This is a genomic window from Actinomadura decatromicini (assembly GCF_008121305.1).
Classification (GTDB): Bacteria; Actinomycetota; Actinomycetes; order Streptosporangiales; family Streptosporangiaceae; genus Spirillospora; species Spirillospora syzygii.
This window is the reverse complement of the sequence record NZ_VSRQ01000001.1, coordinates 600,604-619,870: the sequence shown is the minus strand read 5'-3', so window position 1 is coordinate 619,870 and position 19,267 is coordinate 600,604. Positions and strand designations below refer to the sequence as shown.

16 protein-coding genes are annotated in these 19,267 nt (G+C 74.4%); 10 read left to right on the top strand and 6 right to left on the bottom strand.

All coding sequences use genetic code 11. The features are described from left to right. Positions 1–21 precede the first annotated feature (21 nt). The 3 genes from FXF68_RS02420 to FXF68_RS02410 are packed head-to-tail and all read right to left on the bottom strand — an operon-like array spanning position 22 to position 3,220. Positions 22–393: a nuclear transport factor 2 family protein gene (locus FXF68_RS02420; RefSeq protein WP_148757246.1), complete on the bottom strand. Its 372-nt coding sequence runs from the start codon at positions 391–393 to the stop codon at positions 22–24. Between the two features lie 59 nt (positions 394–452). Beyond that, the gene (locus FXF68_RS02415; protein WP_148757245.1) at positions 453–1,100 is read right to left on the bottom strand and encodes a response regulator transcription factor; all 648 of its coding nucleotides are present in this window, start codon (positions 1,098–1,100) and stop codon (positions 453–455) included. Next, a complete protein-coding gene (locus tag FXF68_RS02410; protein ID WP_148757244.1) occupies positions 1,097–3,220 on the bottom strand; it encodes a sensor histidine kinase in 2,124 nt (707 codons plus the stop codon). Before FXF68_RS02410 ends, FXF68_RS02415 begins: the two co-directional genes overlap by 4 nt. Before the next feature lie 197 nt (positions 3,221–3,417). Here FXF68_RS02410 and FXF68_RS02405 point away from each other — a divergent pair, with 197 nt between their 5' ends. The 4 genes from FXF68_RS02405 (at position 3,418) to FXF68_RS02395 (ending at position 7,074) form a co-directional block, all read left to right on the top strand. Then, entirely contained in the window at positions 3,418–4,050 is a 633-nt protein-coding gene (locus FXF68_RS02405) for a hypothetical protein (RefSeq protein ID WP_148757243.1), read from the top strand. A 349-nt stretch (positions 4,051–4,399) separates the two neighbouring features. After that, the gene (locus FXF68_RS42015; RefSeq protein WP_187437674.1) at positions 4,400–4,711 is read left to right on the top strand and encodes a hypothetical protein; all 312 of its coding nucleotides are present in this window, start codon (positions 4,400–4,402) and stop codon (positions 4,709–4,711) included. 14 nt (positions 4,712–4,725) lie between these two features. Beyond that, the gene (locus FXF68_RS02400) at positions 4,726–5,679 is read left to right on the top strand and encodes an LLM class flavin-dependent oxidoreductase (protein ID WP_187437673.1); all 954 of its coding nucleotides are present in this window, start codon (positions 4,726–4,728) and stop codon (positions 5,677–5,679) included. Positions 5,680–5,808: 129 nt separating this feature from the next. Then, a complete protein-coding gene (locus FXF68_RS02395) occupies positions 5,809–7,074 on the top strand; it encodes a (R)-citramalate synthase (protein WP_148757241.1) in 1,266 nt (421 codons plus the stop codon). A gap of 10 nt (positions 7,075–7,084) precedes the next feature. On the opposite strand, the gene FXF68_RS02390 is transcribed toward FXF68_RS02395, so the two are convergent. From FXF68_RS02390 to FXF68_RS02380, 3 genes are all read right to left on the bottom strand, one after another. Next, complete coding sequence (locus FXF68_RS02390; RefSeq protein ID WP_148757240.1) at positions 7,085–7,474, bottom strand: RidA family protein; 390 nt, start codon at positions 7,472–7,474, stop codon at positions 7,085–7,087. A gap of 30 nt (positions 7,475–7,504) precedes the next feature. Continuing rightward, positions 7,505–7,930 carry a VOC family protein gene (locus tag FXF68_RS02385; protein ID WP_148757239.1) on the bottom strand — a complete coding sequence of 142 codons (426 nt, stop codon included), beginning with the start codon at positions 7,928–7,930 and terminating at the stop codon, positions 7,505–7,507. 64 nt (positions 7,931–7,994) lie between these two features. After that, on the bottom strand, positions 7,995–11,243 hold the full coding sequence (locus tag FXF68_RS02380) for an ATP-binding protein (protein WP_148757238.1): 3,249 nt from the start codon (positions 11,241–11,243) through the stop codon (positions 7,995–7,997). Positions 11,244–11,348: 105 nt separating this feature from the next. On the opposite strand from FXF68_RS02380, the gene FXF68_RS02375 reads away from it, so the two are divergent. From FXF68_RS02375 to cydC, 6 genes are all read left to right on the top strand, one after another. Continuing rightward, entirely contained in the window at positions 11,349–12,617 is a 1,269-nt protein-coding gene (locus tag FXF68_RS02375; protein WP_148757237.1) for an SGNH/GDSL hydrolase family protein, read from the top strand. A 10-nt stretch (positions 12,618–12,627) separates the two neighbouring features. Then, complete coding sequence (locus tag FXF68_RS02370) at positions 12,628–12,972, top strand: DUF1801 domain-containing protein (RefSeq protein WP_148757236.1); 345 nt, start codon at positions 12,628–12,630, stop codon at positions 12,970–12,972. 209 nt (positions 12,973–13,181) lie between these two features. After that, positions 13,182–14,579, top strand: a complete 1,398-nt coding sequence (locus FXF68_RS02365; RefSeq protein ID WP_148757235.1) for a cytochrome ubiquinol oxidase subunit I — start codon at positions 13,182–13,184, stop codon at positions 14,577–14,579. Positions 14,580–14,600: 21 nt separating this feature from the next. Next, positions 14,601–15,713, top strand: a complete 1,113-nt coding sequence (cydB, locus tag FXF68_RS02360; protein WP_148757234.1) for a cytochrome d ubiquinol oxidase subunit II — start codon at positions 14,601–14,603, stop codon at positions 15,711–15,713. 7 nt (positions 15,714–15,720) lie between these two features. Then, on the top strand, positions 15,721–17,346 hold the full coding sequence (gene cydD, locus FXF68_RS02355; protein ID WP_148757233.1) for a thiol reductant ABC exporter subunit CydD: 1,626 nt from the start codon (positions 15,721–15,723) through the stop codon (positions 17,344–17,346). Beyond that, a complete protein-coding gene (gene cydC, locus FXF68_RS02350; protein WP_148757232.1) occupies positions 17,343–19,055 on the top strand; it encodes a thiol reductant ABC exporter subunit CydC in 1,713 nt (570 codons plus the stop codon). Before cydD ends, cydC begins: the two co-directional genes overlap by 4 nt. Positions 19,056–19,267: the final 212 nt, after the last annotated feature.

Here is a 19,267-nt window from a genome sequence, read left to right as displayed (position 1 = left end):
CGCGACGCGGGACGGCGGCGGCTATTCGAGGGAGCCCGCGAAGACCACGAAGTGGTCGATGCAGCCGCCGGGGGTGACGTGCACCATGTCCACGCCGGACAGCAGGCTGCGGCCGTCGCTCGCCTCGTAGCGCCAGCCGAACCGGGCCCATTCCTCCGGGGCGTCCACCCGCGTCGTGCGGACGAGCCGGCACGGCGCCGCCGGGTGCCGCTGCACCACCTCGGTGAGGAAGCCCTCGACCGCCTTGCGGCCGACCCTCCGGCCGAGCGGGCCCCAGAACACGACGTCGGCCGTGAGCGCGCGGTCGAGCAGGCCCGCCCGCCGGTCGCCGTCGCCCTCGTTGGCCGCTTCGATGAAGGCGTCGACGGCGCGAGTGTGCAGATCGTCCCTCATCGTCGCAGCCTACAAAAGCGCGGCGGGCCGTGCGGACAATCCCGGCGCCGCCGTCCCGGTCAGCGGCCGAGGCCCGCGTCGCGGGCGCGGACGATCGCCTCCGCGCGGTCGGCGACCTGCAGCTTGGCGAACACGTTCGACACGTTGTTGCGGACGGTCTTCGGCGACAGCCCGAGCCGTTTGGCGATCGCCGGGTTCGACAGGCCCAGCGCGACCAGTTCGAGGACGTCCCGCTCCCGCGCCGTGAGCTGCGGGAACGGCTCCCCGGCCGGACGGGCCGCCGCGATCCGCGCGAAGTAGTCCGTGACGCGCCCGGCCAGCGCCGGGCCGAAGATCACCTCGCCGCCCGCGACCGCGGACACCGCGCGCATGATCTCGTCCTGGTCGGCGCCCTTCACCAGGTAGCCGCGGGCTCCGGCGAGCATCGCGGCGAACACGCTCTCGTCGTCCTCGTGCATGGTCAGCACGAGGACGCCGGTCTCCGGGCGGGCCGCGAGGATCCGGCGGGTCGCGTCGACGCCGCCGAGCCGGGGCATCTGCAGGTCCATGACGACGACGTCGGGGTGCAGGCGTCCCGCCATCTCGACGGCGACCGCGCCGTCCGGGGCGGTCCCCACGACCTCGATCTCGCCGGTGGACTCCAGCATCAGCCGCAGGCCGTCCCGGTACACGGGATGGTCGTCGGCGAGCAGCACCCGGGGCGTCACGGCGCGCTCCGCGCGAGCGGCAGCGGCTCCGGACCGGCGGCCGGGCGCGGCTCCAGCGGCAGGACGGCGTGGACGCGCGTCCCGCCGCCGGTCCGCGGCGTCACCGCGCAGTGCCCGCCGAGCTCCTCGGCCCGTTCCCGCATCCCGACCAGGCCGACCCCCGCGAGCGCGCCCGGCGGGACGCCCCGCCCGTCGTCGATGACCTCCACCTCCAGCGTGTCCCCGGCCGCCTCCAGCCGGACGTCGCAGCGCGCGGCCGCCGCGTGCCGCGAGACGTTCGCGAGGGCCTCGCCCACGATCCGGTACGCCGCCTCCTCGGCGGCGGCGGGCAGCGCCGCGAGCTCGCCCGCGCAGCGCAACCGTACCCGCAGCGTCCGGCCCTGGAACCGCTCGGTGAGCTGCTCCACCGCGCCGACCAGGCCGAACTGGTCCAGGGACGGCGGGCGCAGGTCGTGCACGAGGCGCCGCACGTCCGACAGCACCGCCGACAGGTCGGCGCGGACCGACTGGAGCGTCGCGTCGGCCGCGTCGCCGTCGCGCGGCGCGAGGTTGCGGGCCGCCTCGATCTTCAGCGCCGCCGCCGCGAGCGAGGGGCCGAGGCCGTCGTGCAGGTCGCGGCGCAGCCGGCGGCGCTCCTCGGCGATGCCCGTCACGAGCTGCTCCCGGCTGCGCTGCAGCTCCTCGGTGAGCGCGGTGGCGCGGGCGGCGGCGGCCGCCTGCCGGACCACGTCCGCGAGGAGGCGCTGGTCGGCCGCCGGGAGCCGTGAGCCCGTCCGCGGCACCAGCGCCAGCCGCCCGATCGCGGCGCCCCGGTAGCCGAACGGGAGGACGACGACGTCGTCGCGGGGCGTCCCGTGCTCGACCACGGAGGTGCGGCCGTCGGCGCGGTCGAGCTCCACCCGCACGTAGGGGGACCGGAACGACTCCGCCACCACGCGCGCCACTTCGAGCAGCAGCTCGTCCGGCTCCATGGACCGCTCCAAACGGCGCGCCAGCGCGGACACCACGTCGTAGGGCTCGGCGCGTCCCGTCAGGATCCGGTTCACCCACCGCTGGAGCCGCAGCCGCAGCGGCGCGTACAGGACGGCCACCACCCCGGCGGCGGCCACGGCGGCGAGCGGCTCGTCGATGAACGTCCCGACGCCGACGAACACCGCGACGTCGATGCCGATCACGGCGGCCGCGAGGGCGGCGTACAGGAGCGTCCAGCCGAGCAGGAGCTCCACGTCGTAGAGGCGGTAGCGGGCGACCGCGACCAGCACGGCCGCCGCGATCGCCGCGTGCATGAGGACGAGGGAGATGTCGCCGACCCACCAGTCCACGGACGGCGGCGTCACCTCCGTCAGCACCATGCCCGCCGCGAAGAGGACGACGTTGGCGACCAGCGCCAGCAGCATCCATCGCAACTGCGCCCGCCGCGCCGGGTCCGACCGGCGGAACCGGACGGTGAACGCCGAGATCGACACCCCGAAGGAGATGATGAAGCCGACCCAGAACGCGGCGCCCGACACCGGCCAGAAGCCGTCGGGCAGCGGCGGAGTCAGCGGGTCGAGCGGGACGTCCCCCAGCCCGGGCGCGAGCGGCTCGCCCTGGGAGAAGACCTCCCACGGCACCATCAGCAGCGCCACGACCCCGATGGTCTGCGCGGTGATCGCCACGCCGACCGGCCACCGCCAGCGGGGCGAGGGCAGCCGGCCGTCCGGGAAGAACATCAGCGTCAGCGGCACGATCATGTTGATCATGGGCCCGAAGCGGCCGCCCGCGTACACCGCGAACGCCGTCAGCGGCAGGTCGCCGTCGTGCTCCAGCACCGACAGCGACGCGTACGCGGCGGCGACCCCGTCCAGGACCGCGATGGACCCGCCCGCCAGCATCAGCCACGTCAGCGGATGCCGCGGCAGCCGCGTCGCGAGGACGCCGCCCGCGACCGCCACCGGCAGGCCGGACAGCGACGACCCCCAGTGCGCCCAGTCCAGCGGGTAGGGCGCCCTGGCGCCGCCCGCCAGCAGGACGTCCAGCCAGACGGTCGCGACGCTCGCCGCCGCGCACAGCACGGCGACCGCGATGGCGGGCGGCCTCAGGAGCCGCTCGCCCCGAGGCGCCGGGCGGGCGCTCCTCATCGGCCCAGCTTGACCCGTGGGACGTCCCGCCTGCCTGGGGCCGGTGTCCCGGCGCGCTGGGACACCGGTCACCGGAGAGAAGGGCGCCGGACGGGGCGCACCCGCCGGACCTGTCACTGGGCGCCCGGGACATCGGGCACGGAGCGTCGGGGTCATCGGCGGCGCGCCCCTGCGCCGCCCCGTCACGGGAGACACCGATGACCACGCACGCCCAGCCCGGCTCCATCTACTCGCCGGATCCCCACGACTCCGCGCCCGGCGGCCTCCTGCTCCGCGCCCGGCTCACCGGCCTCGCCGTCGTCGCCGGGACCGCCGCCTGGATCACCGGCCTGCTCATCGCGGGGAACCGCGTCCAGGACGAGGTCGTCCCCGTCGAGATCTGGGGCGGCATGGCGTTCATGCTGGGGGTCATGTCCCTGGCCGTGTTCGTGCTGTCGACGAACGCCACGGGGCGCCGCAAGGGCCGCTACATCCCCATCGTGGAGATGGCGCTGAACGTGCCCGCGATCATCTGGTGCCCGCTCGTCATCGCCTACCCCGACGACACCCCGGGCTGGGTGACGCCGTTCGACATGTGCTGGCCGCTGTCGATGCTCGGCATGCTCGTCACCGGCATCGCCGTCGCCAGGGTCGGCCGCTTCCGCGGCCTGCTGCGCTGGCAGTTCCTGCTCTGCGGGCTGTGGCTGCTCGTCGCGGGGGTCGGGCAGGGCGTGCTCGGCGACGACGGCGGCACCTACCCGGGGACGGTCTGGCTCGGCCTCTCCTACGGGGTCCTCGGCCTGCGCCTCGCGGTGACGCCCCGTGTCGCCCTGCCCGCCGCCGACCGCTGACCGGCGCCGGGCGGGGACGCCGATGAGCTCGCCGGTGGGTTGTATCGAAGCCCGTCCGCACGGGGACGGACGGTCTTCGACGGGAGCGGGGGCCCCGAACCCACCGGCGCCCCGCCAAGTGTTGAGGTTGTCAACACTTTCGGGGACCTATCCGTCTCGGCCTGCGAGGCTTGGTAAGTGACTTTCCGAGAAAGCGCAGTTCAGAAGCGCTATCTGCAGGATATGCCAGGCCGTCCGGCCATTGCTTGTGTTGACAAGGACAACAGAACTCTTCATGCTTGGAGCCGCTCCGGAGGGGCGGTGCGCCTCCGGAGCCGGTCCCGGTGGCGAGGCGAAACGGAGAGAACGCGTGCAGAAGGTCTACGCCCTGTACAAGCTGAAGCCCGGTGTGACGGCCGAGGAGTACGTCGAGTGGTCGAAGACCGTCGACCAGGAGATCACCCGGCGGCAGCCCTGCGTGCGCAGCTTCCGCGTGTTCCAGCTCGGCGGGTCCCGCGGCGGCCCGTCCCCGTGGGACGTCGTCGAGGACATCGAGGTCGAGTCCTGGAACGCCTGGCAGGAGTGCCTGACGACGCCCGAGATGGCCGACGTCGTCGCGGGCTTCCGCAAGATGGTCGACCGCGAGTCGGCGATCACCGTGTTCGGCAGCGAGATCGCCTGACCGGGATGGTTTCGATGTCTTCCACGCCGCCGCCGTCCAGGCTGTCGGTCGGGGCGCCGAACGCCCCGGACATGCTCGTCCCGTTCGCCCGCCGCGCCGAGGAGCTCGGCTTCGGCGGGATCTGGACGCAGGACACGCTCAGCGCCGCGAACTTCTCGCTCGACGGGCTGCACGTCCTGTCGTACCTGGCCGCCGTCACCGAGCGGCTCCGGCTCGGCATCGGCGTGCTGTACTCCGGGCGGCGGAACCCGGCCGTCCAGGCCCGCGAACTCGCCACCATCGACCAGCTCTCCGGCGGGCGGCTCACCGTCGGCATCGGCGTCGGCCTGGCCTACCACCGGGAGAACCTCGCCGCGCTGGGCATCCGGACGGACCGGCCGGTCCAGCGGCTGATCGAGGGGATCGGCGTGATGCGGGCGCTGTGGAGCCAGTCCCAGGCGGCGTCCTACGACGGCGAGATCTACTCGTTCTCCGGCATCGGGGTGCAGCCGGCGCCGGTGCAGCGTCCCGGCCCGCCGATCTGGATCGGGGCGCGGGCCGAGCCCGCGCTGCGCCGCGCCGTCCGCATCGCCGACGGGTGGACCGGCGCCGCTCCGGTCGCGACCGACGACTTCCTCCAGCAGCTCGCGTTCGTCCAGCGGGAGATGGACGAGCAGGGCCGCGACCCGGCCGGTTTCACGATCTCCAAGAGCGTCTACGTCGCGGTCGAGAGGGACGAGGAGGAGGCGCGGCGGCGCCTGATCCCCGCGTTCGAGCGCGCGTTCGGCGGCAACCCGGTCTACGACGCGGCGAGCATGACCGACCGGGTCGCCGTGTTCGGCCCGCCGGACCGCTGCGCCGAGCAACTGGCCAAGCTGTTCGACGCGGGCGCGGACGAGCTGATCCTCTACCCGCTGTACGACCCGGCGGAGCAGCTGGAGGCGTTCGGCGAGCTGGTCCCGGCGCTGGCGGGGGCCTCCCGCCCGTGACACCGTCGGGGACGTCCCCCGCACGCCGCCCGTGCCGCTGACCGTGGAACGCGCGGCGGGCGCCCGCCTGCACGACGTCGACGGGCACGAGGCGATCGCCGCGCTCGCCGTCTCGGGAGGAGCCTGACCGTGGACGACCGCATCGAACGGTTCCGCGCCGACATCGGCCGGGGGCGGGCGCCTGGCGCCTACGTCCCGGGCCGCTGGTCGGTGGCTCCCGCGAACCGCGACGCCGCCGTGACCGGGGTGCTGCCCGAACACGTCCGGCTGCGCGACACGTCGATGCGCGCGATCGAGTCCATGCCCGGCGTGGCGGCCGCGCGGGAGGCGAAGGCGGGGTTCCTGCGCTCGCTCGCCCGCTCGGGCGTACCGGAGATCGTGACCGCCGGGCCCGGCGGCCGCGACCCGGACGCCGTCCGCGCCGAGCTGGCGCTGATCAGGGCGGAGCGGCCGGACTGCGTGGTGTCCTGCCCGTTCGTGTCGACCGCCGAGGCCGCCGACCTCGCGCGGGACCTCGGATACGACGCCGTGCAGGTGGCCGTGCCCGGGTTCGGGCCCGCGTCCGGGATGTTCGGCGGGCCCGTCCCCGCGTCCCGGGACGAGGTCGTCGTGCGGGCCGCCGCTGTTGTTGGCCACGCGCGGGCGAGGGGCCTCCGGGTGGCCGCCGCGCTGACGCTGGTGTCCTACCTGACGGACGAGGACCTGGCCGGGACGGCGGCGGCGGTGGCCCGCGCGGGCGCTGACGAGATCGTCCTGTTCGACGGGCCGGGCGCGGTCGGGCCCGAGGCGTTCGCCCGGCTGGTCGAGGCGACGGTGTCGGCCGCGCCCGGCGTCGAGGTCGGGATCCACCCGCACAACACGTTCGGGCTCGGCGTCGCGTGCGCCGTCGCGGCGGTGCGGGCGGGCGCGGTCGTCGTCGAGTCGTCGGTGAACGGCTACTGCGGCGGTCCGGGGAACGCCGACCTCGCCGCCACGGCCGCCGCCTTCGAGGCGCTGTACGGGGTCCGCACGGGGCTGCGGCTGGACGCGCTGACCGGGCTCGCTCGCGAGGGGGCCGAGCTGACCGGCCACCCGGCGGCGGCGAACCAGCCGATCACCGGCCGGGACGCGTTCTCCTGGGGCGGCGGCGACTGGGTCGTCGCCGAGCGCGACGTGGACCCGTTGATCCACAACTGCGTCGAACCCGCCCTGTTCGGCAACGAGCGCCGGATTCCGCTGACCGCGCAGAGCGGGCCGCTCGTCATGGCGGACATCCTGCGGCGGCTCGGCGTCAGCGTCGACCCTTCGTCGATCCCGGCCGTCGTGGACGTGTGCCACGCGGAACTGTCCCGGCTGGGACGTCCGCTCACCGATGAGGAGATCCGGGCTCTCGCCCGGTCTGTACTGGCGGGCTGACGCCGCGAATTCACACGACGGCGACGGCGTCGATCTCCACCAGGAATCCGGGGCCGAGACCGGCGACGACGTGGACGGTGATGGCCGGGGGCGCGTCGGCCGGGTCCCATGCCTGCTGGAACGCGGCGAGACCCTCGTTGAAGGCGTGGCCGTCCACGACCGCGATCCTCCAGTGGACGATGTTGGCGAGGGTCGCCCCTTCGCTTTCGAGAATGGTCGCGAGGTTGCTTAGCGCCTGGGCGGTCTGCTCGCTGACCGTGGGCCCGACGACCTTCCCTTCGGCGTTCACGCCGTTCTGCCCGCCGACGTAGATCGTCTTCGCCGGATGCTCGACCACCACCGCCTGGCTGAACGCCGGATTGCGGGAGAGCCCCTCGGGATTGATATGACGAACGCTCATTTTCGCTGCTCCTTTTAGAGGGTGACCGAGTCAGAGGGTGACCGAGCCGTCGTCGTTGACGGTCCAGGCCGGGTTGTGGGCGATCTCCCACGGATGGCCGTCCGGATCGACGAACACGCCGGAGTAGCCGCCCCAGAACATGGCCCGCGCCGGACGGGTGATGGTCGCCCCGGCCGCCTCCGCCGCCGCGAGGACCGCGTCCACCTCCTCGGGCGAGCCGAGGTTGTGGCCCAGCGTCGCGCCGCCCCAGCCGCCGCCGTCGGCGACACCGCCGTCGGCGGCGAGCTTCGCGCGGTCCCACAGCGAGACGATCACCCCTCCGGCCTGGAAGAAGGTGATCTGGTCGGACTCGTCGTCCACGGCGGCGTCCACCCGCCAGCCGAGCGCCTCGTAGAAGGCGGTCGCGCGGCGGACGTCCGCCACGCCGAGGGTGATCACGCTCAGCCGCTGTCTCATCGCTCTCCCGGGTCAAGGGCGTCGTGCGCGCCCGCGTCGCCCGGACGATCATGCCGGGGCGCGATTACCGAATGCTTATCTCCGCGCCGTCCTGCCCCTCGACCAGGGCGTTCAGCTCGGCCGGGCCCAGCGCGCGGCCCCGCGCGGACGCCTTGTCGAACGCCTCGCCGCCGAGCGCCGTCCGGACGGCCGCCGCCGTCCCGTCGATCTCGCTCCGGTCGGACGGGGCGACGAGCGTGTCCGTCGACTCGCGGGCGCTCGCGGCGGCGCCGAGCAGGAGCGCCGCGTCGTCCGGGCGTCCTGCCGCGATGGCGACGGCGGCCAGCCCGTCCAGCGCGGCGGCCGTGTCGCGGACGGCGCCGAGCCGCGCCGCCGCGGCGAACGCCTCGCGGAGCCGCCGCCCGGCCGCCGCCGCGTCGCCGCGCCCCAGCGCGATCCGCCCCAGCTCGACCAGCGCGCCGGGCAGGTAGAGCGGGAGGCCGGGGCCGTCGTCCGGCCGGTCGGCGGTGGCGAGGACGGCCCGCAGCTCGCGCTCGGCGGTGTCGAGATCGCCCCGGCGGCGTGCCGCGAACGCCACGCCGAGCCGCGCGAACACCACGGTCAGCGGCGCGTCCTGCCGGACGGCGAGCCGCAGCCCCCGCCCGCTGAGGTCGAGCGCCGCCGCGTGGTCGCCGCGCTGCATGGCGTTCCAGCCGAGCCAGGCGAACTGGCCGGCCGCCTCCGTCCACAGGCCGAGCTCCTCGGCGATCGCGAGCGACTCGCGGTGGATCGCGGCGGCCCGGTCGTGGTCGCCGTGCAGGGCGGCCGACGCGGCGAGCCATTCCGTCGCCTGGAGCAGGCCCCACCGGTCGCCGAGGCGGCGGAACAGGGCGGCGGCGCGTTCGCCCGCCTCGTCCAGGGCCGGGAAGTCCCCGACGATGTGGGCGTGCTTGGCGCGGAGGGAGAGCGCGGCGGCCTGCGTCCAGGCGTCCCCGGCCGTCTCGGCGGCGGCGAGGACGCGGTCGATCCGCTCTCCGACCACGGCGACGTCGCCGAGGTCGATCTCCGCGTAGGCGAGCAGCCACTCGGCCCGGACACGGCGCACCGGATCGGTGTCGCTCGCGGCGTCGAAAGCGCTCATGACGGCGGCGTGCCGGTCGCACCATCCGCCGACGTCGCCGAGCAGGAAGGAGGCGGCCGTCCGCCAGGCCAGGGCCGTCGCGCGGGCGGATGGCGGGACGTCCCCCGGCAGGCCCAGCGCAGCCTGCGCCGAACGGTCCAGCTCGCCGAGGCGTCCGCGCAGGAACCAGTACCTGGCCAGCGCGTTGACCATCCGGAGGGCCGTCGCCGCCGCGCCCTCCTGGACGGAGCCGTCGAGCGCGGCGCGCAGGTTCGCGCCCTCCGCGTCGAGGCGGGCCAGCCAGTCGCGCTGCCCGTGCCCGTAGAGATCGGCCTTTTCGGCGAGATCGGCGTAGTACTCGCGGTGGCGGCGGCGGACCGCGTCCAGCTCACCGGCGTCCGCCATGCGCTCGACGCAGAACGCCGCCACCGACTCCAGCAGCCGGAAGCGGGGCCCGTCCGGTCCGTGGTCGGCGACGACGAGCGACCGGTCCACCAGCCGGGACAGGACGTCGAGCACGTCGCCGTCCGTCGCGCAGACCGCAGTGGCGGCCTCCGGGGTGCAGCCGTCGGCGTGGGCCGCGAGGCGGCGCAGCACGATCCGCTCGGGGCCGGTGAGCAGCCGCCAGCTCCAGTCGATCACGGCGAGGAGGGTCTGCTGGCGGGGCGGGGCGTCCCGGTAGCCGTGGCCGAGCGTGCGGAACCGGTCGTCGAGACCCGCGACCAGACCGCGCACGCCGAGGGTCCGGACGCGGGTCGCGGCAAGTTCCAGCGCCAGCGGCAGCCCGTCGAGCCGCCTGCACAACTCGGCGACCGTGTCCGCGTTCTCCTCGGACAGCGCGAAACCGCGCATCGCCGCCGACGCCCGCGCCGCGAACAGCCGGACCGCGCCGTACCGCTCCAGCTCTGCGGCACCGGCCCCGGTCTCGGGGACGTCCAGCGGCGGAACCGACCACACGACCTCGCCCGCCAGCCCGAGCGGCTCCCGCCCCGTCGCGAGGACGCTCAGCCCCGGCACGGCGGCCAGCAGCCCGCTCACCAGCTCGGCGACCGGCTCGACCACGTGCTCGCAGTTGTCCAGGACGAGCAGCAGCCGGCGCACGCGCAGCGCCCGCGCGAGCCGGTCCGCGGCCGACGCGGCGTCACCGGGCGCGGCGGCGTCCCGGATCCCGAGCACCGCCATGATCGTGTCGGCCAGGCAGTCGGCCGCGTCCGGGTCGTCCGCCCGGTCGAACGAGGCCAGCTCGACGAGCCACACGCCGTCCGCGAACGCGCCGGTCCGGCCCGCGGCCACGGCCTCCGCCAGCCGGGTCTTGCCGACCCCGCCGACGCCGGTCAGCGTGACGAGCCGCCCGGCCTCCACCAGGGCGCCGACCTCGGCGACGGCCTCGTCCCTGCCGATCAGGGGGGTGACCGCCGCCGGGAGGTTCGTCGTCGGCGGCGCCACTCCGACGGCCCGCGGCGGTGGCGGGTCGAGCGCGGCGTCCTGCCGCAGGATCGCCGCGCGCAGGGCCGTGAGCTCCGCGCCCGGGTCCAGGCCCAGCTCGTCGGCGAGCCGCGCGCGGGTCGCGTCGAACCCGGCCAGCGCGTCCGCCTGCCGTCCGGACCGGTAGAGCGCCAGCATGTGCAGCGCGCGGGCGCGCTCGCGCAGCGGATGCCCGGCGAGCAGGGCGTCCAGCTCGGCCGCGGCCGCGGCGTGCTCGCCCAGCGCGAGCCGCGCCTCCGCGAGATCCTCCACGGCGGTGAGCCGCTGCTCGGTCAGCTTCGCGATCACCGGCCCGGCGAAGGGCTCGTCGGCGACGTCGGCGTAGGCCGGGCCCCGCCACAGGGCCAGCGCGTCGGACAGCAGGGCCGCCTTCGGCTCCGGTCCGGCGGCCCGCCCCGCTTCGTCGACGAGCCGCGCGAACTCGCGGGCGTCGACGGCGTCGGCGTCCAGCCGGTAGCCGGGCGGCGGCGACCGGACGAGCGCCCGGCCGCCCGGCTCGGCGTCCGCCAGCGCGCGGCGGAGCTGGGACACCTTCACCGCCAGCGCGGCGGCGGGTCCGGCGGGCGGCGCGTCGCCCCACAGCCAGTCGATCAGCCGGTCGCCGGACACCGGATCGCCCTCGTGGACGAGCAGCGCCGCCAGCAGCGCGCGGACCTTCACGCCCGGGACCTTGACGGTCCGGCCGTCGTCCGTCCACACGGAGACCGTCCCGAGCACCCCGAAACGCATGGCGGAACTATAGGACCGGGGGCCGACGCGAAACGGGCGTAAACAAAATGTAAGGGGGTCGCTGGAGAGTCTTCGGGGTCAGTCCGACTCCCCGGAAGGTTCTCCATGTTCCGTCGCCCGACCCGCCGCCTGCTCGCCGTCGCCCTGGTGGGCGCGCTCGCCGTCCCGCCTGGAGCCGCCTCGGCGTCCGAGCGTCCGCCCGGCACCTGGCACGGGGCGTGGGGCGCCGCGCCGCACCATCCCGTGCCGGGCAACGAGTGGGACGGGCCGAACTGGTCGCTCGACGGGTTCGCCGCGCAGTCCGTCCGGCAGGTGGTCCGGATCAGCGCGGGCGGCTCGCGCGTGCGGATCCGCCTGTCCAACGCCTACGGGACGTCCCCGCTCCGCGTGACCGGCGCGACCGTCGCCGAGAGCGGCGGCGGCGCGGCGCTCCGCCCCGGCACCCTGCGGACGCTGCGCTTCGGACACCGCGCGGCGACCGTCGTCCCGGCGGGCGGCTCCACCGCCTCTGACCCGGCCGCGCTGCCCGTCGCGCCCCTGGAATCCCTGACCGTGACGCTCTACTTCGCCGGGCCGACCGGCCCCGCGACGTTCCACGAGGGCGGCCTCACCACCACCTACCGCGCCGCCGGAGACCACCTCTCCGACACCGGGCCGGGCGCGTTCGCGGGCGAGACCAGCCATTCGCGGTACTTCCTGACCGGCGTCGACGTCGCCGGGACCGCGCCGCCCCTGCGCGGGACGGTGGTCGCGTTCGGCGACTCCATCACCGACGGCTACGGCTCCACCCCCGACACGGACCGCCGCTACCCGGACCGGCTCGCCGAACGCCTCACCTCCTCCGGCCGGCGCCTAACCGTCGTCAACGCCGGGATCAACGGCAACAAACTCCTCGCCGACTCGCCCTGCTACGGCGAGAAGGGCCTCGGCCGCTTCCGGCGCGACGCCCTCGACCGGCCCGGCGTGCGGACCGTGATCGTCCTCGAAGGGCTCAACGACATCGGCGGAGGCGGGTTCCCCGACTTCGGCTGCGGCGCCTCGCCGAAGGTGACGGCGCGGCAGGTCATCGACGCGCACCGCACGCTGATCCGCGCCGCGCACGCCCGCGGCGTCCGGATCGTCGGCGCCACCATCACGCCGATGAAGGGCGCCCAGGGCTACGACACACCGGCCAACGAGCGGATCCGCGACGCGGTGAACCACTGGATCCGCACCAGCGGCGCCTACGACGCCGTGGCCGACTTCGACCGCGCGCTGGCCGACCCGCGCGTCCCCGACGCGCTCCGTCCCGCCTTCGACTCCGGCGACCACCTCCACCCGAACGACGCGGGCGCCGCCGCCCTGGCCGCCGCCATCGACCTCACAACCCTCTGAGGGGACACCCATGAACGAGATCGACGAGTACATGAAGAAGTACCTCTCCCCGCAACACCAGGAGATCGTGACGATCGTCCGAACCCTGATGCGCGAGGAGGCCCCGAACGCCGAGGAGACGATCAGCCGGGGCTCCCCGGCCTGGAAGGCCGACAAACTCCTGGCCATCATCAGCCGCAGCAAGACCCACATCACCCTCGCCTTCACCCGGGGCGCCGAGTTCACCGACCCCCACGGCCTCCTGGAAGGCAAGGGCAAAACAACCAGACACGTCCGCCTAAAAGACCCCGCCAAAATAGACAAAGAAGCCCTACGCACCTACATCCACCAGGCTCTGACCTTGGACCACGAGTAAACCCTCGCCCACGAGGCGCAGCATGGGAGCGAATTCGTGGCTCATCCCTTTATGCTCCTAGCTGGGCGGGTGAGTAAGGGGTTCGGGGGGATGAGCGGGTTTTGGGGTGGGGGCTTGGTTGAGATTTGACGGGTGGTTCTTTTGGTGGGGCGGGGGGTGGGGAATCCTGAGTGGACCGGTGCGGGGCCGGGTTGTTCGGAGGGGTGTTCGTGGGGGCGACCGCTGCGCTGGATCGATGGCAGTTCGCGGTCACCATTGTGTATCACTTTCTTTTTGTCCCGGTCACGATTGGTCTGGCGTGGTTCGTGGCGGGGATGCAGACCGCGTGGCATCGTACCGGGAAAGAGCACTATCTGCGGATGACGCGGTTCTTCGGGAAGCTCTTCCTGATCAACTTCGCGTTGGGTGTGGTGACGGGGATCGTGCAGGAGTTCCAGTTTGGAATGAACTGGTCGGTGTATTCGCGGTTCGTGGGCTCGGTGTTCGGGGCGCCGCTCGCGATCGAGGGCGTGGTGGCGTTCTTCCTGGAGTCCACGTTTCTCGGGCTTTGGCTCTTCGGGTGGGACCGGCTCCGACCGCGCGTCCATCTGGCCATGATCTGGATGGTGGTGGCGGGGACGACGGCGTCCGCCTACTTCATTCTCGCGGCGAACTCGTGGATGCAGCATCCGGTCGGGCACGTCCTGAAGGACGGGCGCGCCGAGATGGATTCGCTGGGGGATGTCCTTCTGCAACCGTTGCAGCTCACGCACTTCTTTCACACGATCGCGGCGTCGCTGGTCACGACCGGGCTGCTCGTCATCGCCGTGTCCGCGTACTGGCTGCGCAAGGGGGAGAACGTCGTACTGTTCCGGGCGGCCGTCCGGGGCGCGCTGTGGGTGACGGTCGCGGCGGCCGTCGTGGTGATCGGCGTGGGGCACTACCAGGCGCAGATCATCGCGCGGGTCCAGCCGATGAAGATGGCCGCGGCGGAGGCGCTGTACGAGACGAAATCGCCCGCGCCGCTGTCTCTGCTGGCGATCGGCCCGTGGGAGAAGCACCCCGAGCGGACGGACGTCGACATCGTCCTGCCGCACGGCCTCTCGGTCCTGGCCACCAACAGTTGGAACGGCGAGATCCGCGGCATCTACGACGTCCAGCGGGAGTACGAGCGGCGCTACGGACCGGGCGGATACACGCCGATCGTGGGGAGCGTCTACTGGTCGTGGCGCGTGATGGTCACGATCGGCTTCCTGGCCCTCCTGTACGGCCTCGTGTGGTTGTGGCTCGGACGGTGGCGGGGGCGCGGCCTCGACCGGTCCCGCTGGTTCGCGTGGTCGGCGTACCTGTTCCTGCTGCTGCCGTTCCTCGCCAACACCGCCGGATGGCTGTTCACCGAAATGGGACGCCAGCCGTGGATCGTCCAAGGGCTGCTGCGGACGCACGACGGCATCTCCCCGCTCGTCGGCACCGGCGAGGTGATCGCGACGCTGAGCGGGTTCGCCGTCGTCTACGGGATTCTCGCGGTCATCGAGGGGTGGCTGATGCTGCGCGCCGTCCGGACGGGCCCGGAGCGCCCCGCCCCCGAGATCACCCGCGAGGACGCGCTCCCGCCGATGCTGTACTGACCGTCGAAAGGCGCACCGTCCATGGGCACCACGTCAGGGCACCTCGACCTCCAGACGTTGTGGTTCGCGTTGATAGCGGTGCTGTGGATCGGGTTCTTCCTGCTGGACGGCATCGACTTCGGCGTCGGCATGCTCTACCCGTTCCTCGGCCGCGACGACCCGGAGCGGCACGCGCTGCTCGCCACGATCCTGCCCGTCTGGGACAGCTACGAGGTGTGGATCATCGTCGCGGGCGGGGCCACGTTCGCCGCCTTCCCCGGCTGGTACGCGAGCATGTTCTCCGGCTTCTACCTGGTCTTCTTCGCGGTGCTGGTCGCGCTGATCGTGCGCGGCGTCGCGATCGAGTACCGCAACAAGCACAGCGATCCGGGCTGGCGGCGCCGCTGGGACGTCGCGCTGCCCGCGTCGAGCGCGGCGATCCCGTTCCTGCTCGGCGTCGTCTTCGCCAAGATCACCCGCGGCGTGCCGATGGACGCGCGCGGCGAGCTGACCGGCGGCGAACTCGGGATGTTCGACCTCTACTCGGTGCTCGCCGGGCTCGCCCTCGTCGTGGCGTTCGCGCTGCACGGGGCGCTGTTCCTGGCGTTCCGCACGAAGGACGGCCTGGCCCGCCGGGCGCGGCGGACCGCGCTCGCGCTGTGGCCCGCCGCGGCCGCGCTGCTGATCGCGTTCGTGGTGTGGACGGCCGTCCAGACGTGGTCGTCCGCCCCGTACCGGACACCGGCGCTCGTGCTGATCGGGCTGAGCCTGGCCGCTGCCGCGGCGTCCGGCCCGCTGGCCCTGGCCGGACGTGTCCCGGCCGCGTTCGCGGGCACCTCGGCGGCGACGGTGCTGCTGGTCGCGGCCCTGTTCGCGCGCCTGTACCCGCGTGTCCTCGTGTCGTCCACGGCGGGCTCGCCCAGCCTGACGATCTACGGCACCGCGTCCAACCACTACTCGCTGGTCGCGATGACGATCATCACGGCGGTCTTCCTGCCCGTCGTCCTCGCCTACCAGTTCTGGGCGCTCTGGGTGTTCCGCGCCCGGCTGTCGCGGGACGACTTCGCGCGACCGCCCAGCCCGCTGCACGCGATCACCCGAGGCGGCGCCAAGCGGCGGGACGGCGACGGGCCGCAGGCCGGGGAGACGGAGTAGCCGGCCGATGCGCGGGACCGACTCGTGGCTGCCCCGGCACGTCCCGGGCGTCCACCGCCTCCTGGCGGCGGCGGGACTGGCGGCGGCGTGCGCGGCGGCGCTCACGATCGTCCAGGTGGTCCTGTTCGCGCACGTCGTGGTCGCGGGATTCCTCCAGCATCGCGGCGTCCGGGAGCTGGCGCCGTCGCTGCTGTGCCTCGCCGCCGTGGCCGTCGCCCGCGCGGCGGTCGGCTGGGCCCGGGACGCCGGATGCCGCGTCATGGCGAACCGCATCATGCGTGAACTGCGCGGACGGGTGCTGCGGCGGCTGGTCCGCGTCCGGCCGGGACGGGTGCCCGCCGCCGAGGCCGTGACCGCGGTGGTCGACGGCGGTGAGGCGCTGGAGATCCACCTCGCCCGGTTTCTGCCGCAGGTGATGACGGCGGTGCTGGCGCCGCCCGCGATCCTCGGCTGGGTCGCGTTCCACGACGTCCTGTCGGCGCTGGTCATGCTGGTGACGCTGCCGCTGATCCCGCTGTTCGGGGCGCTGATCGGACGCGCCACCCAGGCCCGCACGCGAGCCCGCCTGCGGGCCCTCACCCGGATGAGCGGACATTTCCTGGACGTCGTCACCGGTCTGCCCACCCTGCGCGCCTATCGCCGGGGACGCGCCCAGGCCGACGCGGTCGCCGACAACACCGAGCGCTACCGCCGGGAGACGATGGGGGTGCTGCGGGTCGCGTTCCTGTCGGCGTTCGTCCTCGAACTGGCCGCCACACTCGGGACGGCCCTGGTCGCGGTCGGGATCGGGCTCCGGCTCGTCACCGGCGGCCTCGGACTGGACGCGGGCCTCGCGATCCTCGTCCTCGCCCCGGAGCTGTACGGGCCGCTGCGCGGCCTCGCGGCCGAATACCACGCGGGCGCGGACGGGATGGCCGCGGCCCGGCGGATCGACGAACTGCTCGCGCTGCCGCCCGCAGTCCCACCGCCGCCCGGCCCGCCTCACCCGGCGGGATTCGGCATCGTTCGATTGGAGGACGTCACCGTCCGCTACGACGGCGGCCCGCCCGTGCTGGAGGGCGTCTCGCTGGAGATCCGGCCGGGGGAGCGCACGGTCGTCCTCGGGGAGAGCGGCGCGGGCAAGAGCACCCTCCTGGCCGTGCTGCTGCGGTTCGTCGCGCCGACGTCCGGGCTGGTCACCGTGGACGGGACCGACCTCTCCGCCGTCGACCCGGACGAATGGCGGCGGCTCGTCGCGTGGCTGCCGCAACGTCCCCGGCTGCGTCCCGGCCCGGCGCTCCAAGCCATCGGCTCCGCCGACTCCCGCAGCCCGGTCGCCGCCGCCGAGTCGGTCGGGGCCGGGGCACTCCTTCACCGGACGGTGGGGGAGAACGGCGCCGGGCTCTCCGCCGGGGAGGTGCGCCGCCTCGCGCTGGCGCGGGCGCTGGCCCGTCCGGCACCGCTCCTGCTCCTGGACGAGCCCACCGCCCATCTCGACGCGGCCGCCGCGCGGCTCGTGATCGACGCCGTCCGCACCCTCCCCGGCCGGACGGTCGTCGTCGCCACCCACGACGCCCGGCTGGCGGAGGGCGCCGACCAGGTGGTCGAACTGACGGCGCCCCGCCCCCGGCGAGCCGCGGACGTGCTGACATGACCGACCGTGACATGACCGGACGCCCGCCGCCTGGGCGTCCGCTGGTCGCGCTGATCGCGGCGGCTCGGCCGTCGGCGCATCGCTTCGCCGTCGCCGCGCTGTGCGGCGCGCTCGCCCTCGGCGCGGGTGTCGCGCTGATGGGGACGTCCGGCTACCTCATCTCGCGGGCGGCGCTGCGCCCGGAACTCGGCACGCTCGCCATGGTGATCACGGCGGTGCGGGCGCTCAGCCTGGCGCGCGCCGTGTTCCGCTACGCCGAGCGGCTCGTCGCGCACGACGCGAGCCTGCGGCTGCTCGCCGCGCTGCGGGTGCGCTGGTTCCGGCGGCTGGAGCCGCTCGTCCCGGCCGGGCTGCCGGGGGCGCGCAGCGGCGACCTGCTCACCGGATTCGTCGCCGACGTCGACGCGACACAGCACCTCTACCTGCGCGGCCTCGTCCCACCGCTGATCGCGCTCGCCGTCGGCGCGGGCTCGGCCGCCGCGCTGGCCACGATCCTCCCCGCCGCCGGGCTCTGGCTCGCGCTCGGACTGCTGCCCGCCGCGCTGCTGATCCCCGCCGCGACCGTCGCGCTCACCCGCGCCACCGCCCACCGCCGCGCGGAAGCCCGAGGCGCGCTCGACGCCGAGACCGTCGAACTCGTCCACGCCGCGCCCGACCTGGTCGCGTTCGACGAGGCGGACGGCCAGCTCGCCCGGATCGCCGCCGCCGACGCCGTCCTGGAGCGGGTCGCGCGCCGGGACGCCCGCGTCGCCGCGTCCGGCGCCGCCGCGACGGTCCTGCTCACCTCGGCCACCACCCTCGCCGTGCTGGTCGCCGGGCTGTCCGCCGTTCAGCGGGGCGCGCTGCCGGGCGTGCTCCTCGCGGCGCTCGCGCTGGTCGCCATGGCCGCGTTCGACGCCGTCCGCCCGCTGCCCGACGCGGCCCGCGACCTCCTCACCGCGCACCGCGCGGCCGTCCGGCTGGCCGCGCTCACCGCCCCAGCACCGCCCGCCGCCGATCCGCCGTCCCCGTTGCCCGCGCCGCGCGGCGACCTGATCCAGGTCAGGGACGTCCACGTTCGCTACGGCCCCGACTCGCCCTGGGTGCTCACCGGCCTCGATCTCGACCTGCGTCCCGGCCGCCGGGTCGCGCTGCTCGGGCCGAGCGGCAGCGGGAAGACGACCCTGGCCCACCTGCTCGTCCGCTTCCGCGACCCGGACCACGGCCGCGTCACCCTCGACGGCCACGACCTCCGGGACTACGCGCAGGACGACGTCCGCCGGGTCGTCGTCCTGGTCGACCAGGACGCGCACCTGTTCGCCACCACCATCCGCGCCAACGTCCAGCTGGCCAGGCCGGACGCCACCGAACCCGAGATCGTCGCCGCGCTGCGCCGCGCCCGCGTCTGGGACTGGATCGCGAGCCTGCCCGAGGGCCTGGACACCGAGGTGGGCGAGCACGGCGTCCGCGTCTCCGGCGGCCAGCGGCAGCGCATCGCGCTCGCCCGCGCGTTCCTGACCGGCGCGCGGATCCTCGTGCTGGACGAGCCCACCGCCCACCTGGATCCCGGCACCGCCCACGACCTCCTCACCGACGTCCTCGGCGACGCCGACGGACCCGGCATCCTCCTGATCACCCACACGCCTCCACCACCCGGCACCGTGGACGAAGTCGTGCACCTGGCCCCCGACACAGCCGACGCGACGCCCAGCCGAGACCGACGTGGGTAGAGCGACGGCAGACAAGGGACCCATCGGAGCAGCCCGGATGCCCGTCCGACGCCGCCGCTCAGCCCGCTCGGCGACACCGCGCCACCGGCAGGTCGACGGCGTCCCGATACTGACGACGTTCGACGACGACTCGACGCGCCGCCCTAATCTCCCAAGTATCTACCTAGTGCGATCAGTCAATTACGTTCAGTGCGGGGATGAAGGAGATAAGC